At 41.0% G+C, this 5128-nt stretch carries 3 protein-coding genes and 1 pseudogene; 2 read left to right on the plus strand and 2 right to left on the minus strand.

Annotated elements, in window-relative coordinates:
• A pseudogene (locus tag A2517_RS11995) lies at positions 1–98 on the plus strand (flagellar biosynthesis protein FlgG); the annotation flags it as partial.
• Between the two features lie 17 nt (positions 99–115).
• Positions 116–904 carry a flagellar basal-body rod protein FlgG gene (gene flgG / locus A2517_RS06820; protein WP_294895420.1) on the plus strand — a complete coding sequence of 263 codons (789 nt, stop codon included), beginning with the start codon at positions 116–118 and terminating at the stop codon, positions 902–904.
• 40 nt (positions 905–944) lie between these two features.
• Here flgG and A2517_RS06825 read toward each other — a convergent pair whose 3' ends face one another.
• Together A2517_RS06825 and A2517_RS06830 are read right to left on the minus strand one after the other, a co-directional pair.
• The gene (locus tag A2517_RS06825) at positions 945–1781 is read right to left on the minus strand and encodes an alpha/beta hydrolase (protein ID WP_294895422.1); all 837 of its coding nucleotides are present in this window, start codon (positions 1779–1781) and stop codon (positions 945–947) included.
• A 27-nt stretch (positions 1782–1808) separates the two neighbouring features.
• Positions 1809–4874 (minus strand): autotransporter domain-containing protein, encoded by a 3066-nt coding sequence (locus tag A2517_RS06830; protein WP_294895425.1) that lies wholly within the window; start codon positions 4872–4874, stop codon positions 1809–1811.
• Between the last annotated feature and the right edge of the window lie 254 nt (positions 4875–5128).

The raw sequence follows: 5128 nt of genomic DNA on the forward strand, positions 1-5128 counted from the left end.
CAAACCGTCTTGTCGGTATGTATCAAAAAGCGATGGATTCACAAATGAACGATCTAAATAAAGACGCGATTGAAAAACTCGCGGTAACTCGTCGATAAGATAAGGAGATAAGACTATGATGCAATCACTCTATACCAGCTCTACCGGGATGCTGGCTATGCAAACTCAGATCGATACGACGGCGAATAATATTGCCAACGTTAACACCATGGGATATAAAAAGTCCCGTGCCGAATTTGCCGATTTGATGTATAAGGTTATGACCTATGCAGGGACCTCTACCAGTGATACGACGAAGTCTCCGACAGGGATTGAAGTGGGTCTTGGGGTACGTCCGACCGCGATCAATAAAATCTTTACCGAGGGGAGTTTGAAGCAAACCGATAACACTCTCGATACGGCGATTACGGGAAAAGGTTTTTATAAACTTGAACTCCCAAACGGAACCGAAGTGTATACCCGTAACGGCTCTTTTAAAATCGATGAGAACGGTACCATCGTCAATTCAGACGGCTATAAATTGGTGCCGGAAGTCGTTATTCCTGAAGATGCTATTAATATCAGTATCGGAACCGACGGTATCGTCAGTGTTACCCAATCCGGACAAGCACAAGCAACTCAAGTGGGACAGATCTCATTGACTAACTTTATCAATCCGGCGGGATTGCATGCGATGGGAGATAACCTTTTTGTGGAGACCGATAGTTCGGGACAGCCTGTTGAAGGGACTCCTGGTGTTGATGGATTAGGTAATATCCGACAAGGGTTTGTAGAGCTTTCCAACGTTCAACTGGTTGTCGAGCTTACCGATTTGATTACGGGACAGCGTGCGTATGATGCCAACTCCAAAGTTATTACCACCAGTGATGAAATGTTGGCGACAACGAACAGCTTGAAACGTTAATAGCCTCAACCTAGGATTCCCGAGATAGATCGGGCATCTTCTACTCTGTTTTTTGATCAATTTCTTCCAAAATTTCTTTCCAATCCCTATCCCAGCAACACTGATGGGTAAACTCTTTGAAAATTTTATGGTGGATGTTTCGGGCATCTTTGAATCGATTCAGATACGAGTTAAAAATGGTTTCATTGACGATTTCATCTTTTCCGCCGATAAGGTGATATTGATCAATGTTATCCAAAGAATCAGAAAAATCTGCAGGATTTAATGAACCCGAAAGGGGTGTTATCGAATGATGCAGTGTCCAATAGCTCGTATCAAGATTTCCGGCTATCGTAACGAGTTGTTTAATATCTTTTCTTTGGGCAGTTAAGAGGGTGGCAATTGTACCGCCGCCAGAGTAGCCGTAGAGATTAAACGATGAAACGTTGTAATACGTTTTTAGAGTATTTAGGAGTTCATTGTAGCTTCCTAAAATTTCCGGTGAAAATCGATGGCTTGTCCAATATTTTGATGTACAGTTTTGATCGCTTACATACTGGCAAGGTCTGCTTAAATAAACGATGCAAGAGTGTTCATCCTTCAATGCGAGTTTAAGGGCAACAGGGTTGATAGGGGTAGGGTTCTGTGAGACTCTCTGGGAAGAAATCCAAGCAAGCCCGTCTCCTTCTATGTAAAGATGAAGATTGTCTTGCTCACACGATGATGGATTTTTATGATATGACATAATATTAAAATGTTCGGTTTTGTAGGTATATTTGGATAATTGGGATGAGTGAGTGAGTGTATCAGCCGTTTTCATCCTCTCTTGGGGGGTAGGAATCGTATGAGTGCATCCCGCCAAGAAAAGAATAGCTGCGGATGCAAGAAAAGCTGTCAAATATTTATCCATTAAATGCCATATTTTTTAAAATTTCCAATTCATTTTTGCGGATACGGTATGATTTTTAAAATCAACCCCTTTTCCTTCAAGATCGTATTTCAGATCAAGTGAGAGATTTTCTTGGAGTATTTGAGCTACTCCGACACCCGCTTTGTAGCTCCAATGACCGTTATCTATCCCTTTGGTGTCGAAAATAGTTCCGCTTGCTCCTGCGTAACTTGCTGAAACACTCTGATTGGTATTTCCAAAGTCATATCCTAAAGCAATATTCCCAATAAAATCGGTATCACTATCAAAGGCATATTTTAAATTTTCTTCAATTCCTACGATAAAGGTAGTGGTCGTAAAACTTTGTACATTCAGATTTAACCCGCCGGCACCTGATTCAGTATAAGAAGGATTTTTATAATAAACATAGCTTCCATAAAGTTCATTGGAAAGACTCAAAGCATTATTAAGGGGAATTTCTCGTGCTACCTTGAGCTGAGTGAAAAAACTTTTAGCGTTATAATCGGCAGTGGCGGTTGTAGGAACTGCGGATATATAGCGGGATGAGTCGGTTTGTTGAATCCCGGCACCTACTTGGTACAAAAAATTGGTTTTATTATCTAGAATAGGAATATTTCCGTATCCGATCAATGTAAAGACATCGAGTTCTGTGGATTGGCTGACTCCGTTAGTCGAGGCATCGGTATTGGTATAGAAAAATGCTAAACCGGCACGATGATCACGTGCATATTCTCCATCCATCCCGATCCCAAACCCTTTTGAATGGGCACTAAATCCATTTAAACCCTTTTTATTTTTTTGTTTGCTGTAGGAACCAAACGGTTTGATCCATAAAGTTTTATCCCCAAATACAATATCTCCGGAGTTGAGTCCTCGCGATCCACCGCTTTGGTACGATTGAACGATGGAACCCATGGCACCATATAGCTGAGTGGACATTGTAGGAAGTGCTGCAATGGTTGTAGGTGTAGTCTCTAAGATAGCCTGAGCAACTTCTTCTTCCGTTTCGAATGTGTTAAGTGAGTCAATAAAATTATTCAAATCATCATTATTACCGGTATAAGCACTTAATACACTTGCTGCTCCATACGCTCCGACAACTCCGCTGTTCTGGGTTGCTTCGAGTATCGAAGTCCCTTGGACAATATCCAAATCCAATGTAGTACCGTCGATGATTGGGGTGAAGTTGAGCAAAGCTGAGGTATCGGTTATCGTGAGTGTTGAGACATCCGCCGTGAGTGTTGAAGCCGATATGACATCCGCGAGTTGTTGTCCTACCAGCAAATCTTGATAATCCGTTGCCGTTTGTACATTGACATTGAGAGTAGCACCCGCATTGAGCGTTACGGTACCGTTAGCGACAAGTTGTGAGTATGTCGCGATACCGTCTGAACCGCTGTTTAGTTTGATTCCGAGTACACCGGTAGCGCTTTGGGTAAAATCATTGACACTAGAGGCATCGGTGGAGGCTAAATTGATGGTTCCGTCATTTTGAACATTGGTCATACTCGCTTGCAAATCACCGCTAATTAGCCCAGTAGAAGTATTTTCAAATGTTCCGCTACTACCAAGGGAGAGAGCGATTGGTGCCGTGATAGTTCCGCTATTGGTAATAGTCCCCATGTTGTCATTGACATAAATACCATAAGCATCATTATTAGTCGAATTTACAATAATTGTATCACTGTTGGTTATTAAACCGCTATTGGTACCGCTGAGGTAAATACCATATGCGTTTCCGTCTGTTGATGTAGAATCAATACTACCGCTATTAGATATCGTTCCTGTATTTGAACCTACAACTAATCCATACGCGTCATTGGTGATGGAATCTACGGTAATTGCATTTACGTTAGTTACTGTTCCGTCGTTGCTATTTGAGATTTCGATACCTGTAGCTCTACTGTTGTCTGAATGGGCTTCTATAGTTCCATTATTCGTCAGGTCCTGATTGTTTCCGCCTATGTAGATTCCGGTAGCATCGCCATCTGTTGAGGTTGAACTAATTGAATCATTAGCATTGATCACACCGCCGTTATCGCTGTCGGAATAGATGCCATACGTACTGCCGTTTAGTGAATGGGCATAGATACTTCCATCCGCAGTAACAGTTCCGTAATTATTTACCATATAAATACCGTATGCCGTACCATCATCGGTTGTAGATGTTTCTATGGTTCCGCTATGAGAGATCGTACCATTATTAGTATCGGCGTAAATACCGTACGTATCAGTTCGACCTTCCGCAACAATGCTTCCTTCATTATTGATTGTGCCGTCATTCGTATTGACATAAATACCGGCAGCCGAACCAAACGTTGCCGTAGTGGAAATCTCTCCGAGATTATTCACATTCCCCGCATTTGTATCACCTATATTAATACCGTAAGCGGAACTGTTCGCGGAAGTCGCGGTAATGACACCGGAACTTGAATTTGTTATATTGGCATCAGCGAGGTTAGCACCGGCATAAATCCCTGTAGCATCGTTATTATTGGCTGTAGCAGTGATGTTACTTGTATTTGTGACTGATCCTGAATTTTCATTTTCTACAACAATACCGGTTGTATTTCCGCTATCGGTTGAATTGAGATCGATACTTCCACTATTGGTAATGGAACCTGAATTGTCATATACATAAATACCGGCAACATCACTTCCTGCCTCTGCGACAATATCACCTGTATTACTGATTGTGCCCGAATTTACACCAGAACCGTCATACACAAGTACACCGTATGCAGAACCGCTCGTTGAATTTAGATCAATCGTTCCACTATGATTGATCGTACCGTCATTCCCATTATCAACATAGATACCGTAAACGTCATTAGAATCAGAATCGACAGTTAGTGTAGCGCTGTTAGAAATAGTGATGCCTGAATTAACAACATCAGTTATTTCAATCGGAATTAATGTATTGGATGTGTCATCCAGCATAAGTGGGGTTGAATTTACTTCATTCGCATCACCAAGATACGTAATTCCATCGAGATCAACTGCTGATACAATTATCGGATAACTCATCAGCAACAACGATGCCGCAACATTGCTCAATAAAATACGATTATTAATACACATAATCCACTCCTTCGTTATCACAATCTATAGTGTGACCATAATATGACTATGTTATTCCTGTATACATAAAAATAATATAAAAATAAAATCGTTATTTCTATGAATACATTCCCTTATTTGGGATTTAAAACTCTTTCAACACATCTTTGCTATAATCCACTTAATTTTACGTAACTATTAGGATTTTTCGATGCAGAAAATTGAAGGTAAAGTTTGGAATTTCGGTAAAGACATCGATACCGACCTCATTATCG

This window comes from Sulfuricurvum sp. RIFOXYD12_FULL_44_77, assembly GCF_001830725.1.
Lineage (GTDB): Bacteria > Campylobacterota > Campylobacteria > Campylobacterales > Sulfurimonadaceae > Sulfuricurvum > Sulfuricurvum kujiense_A.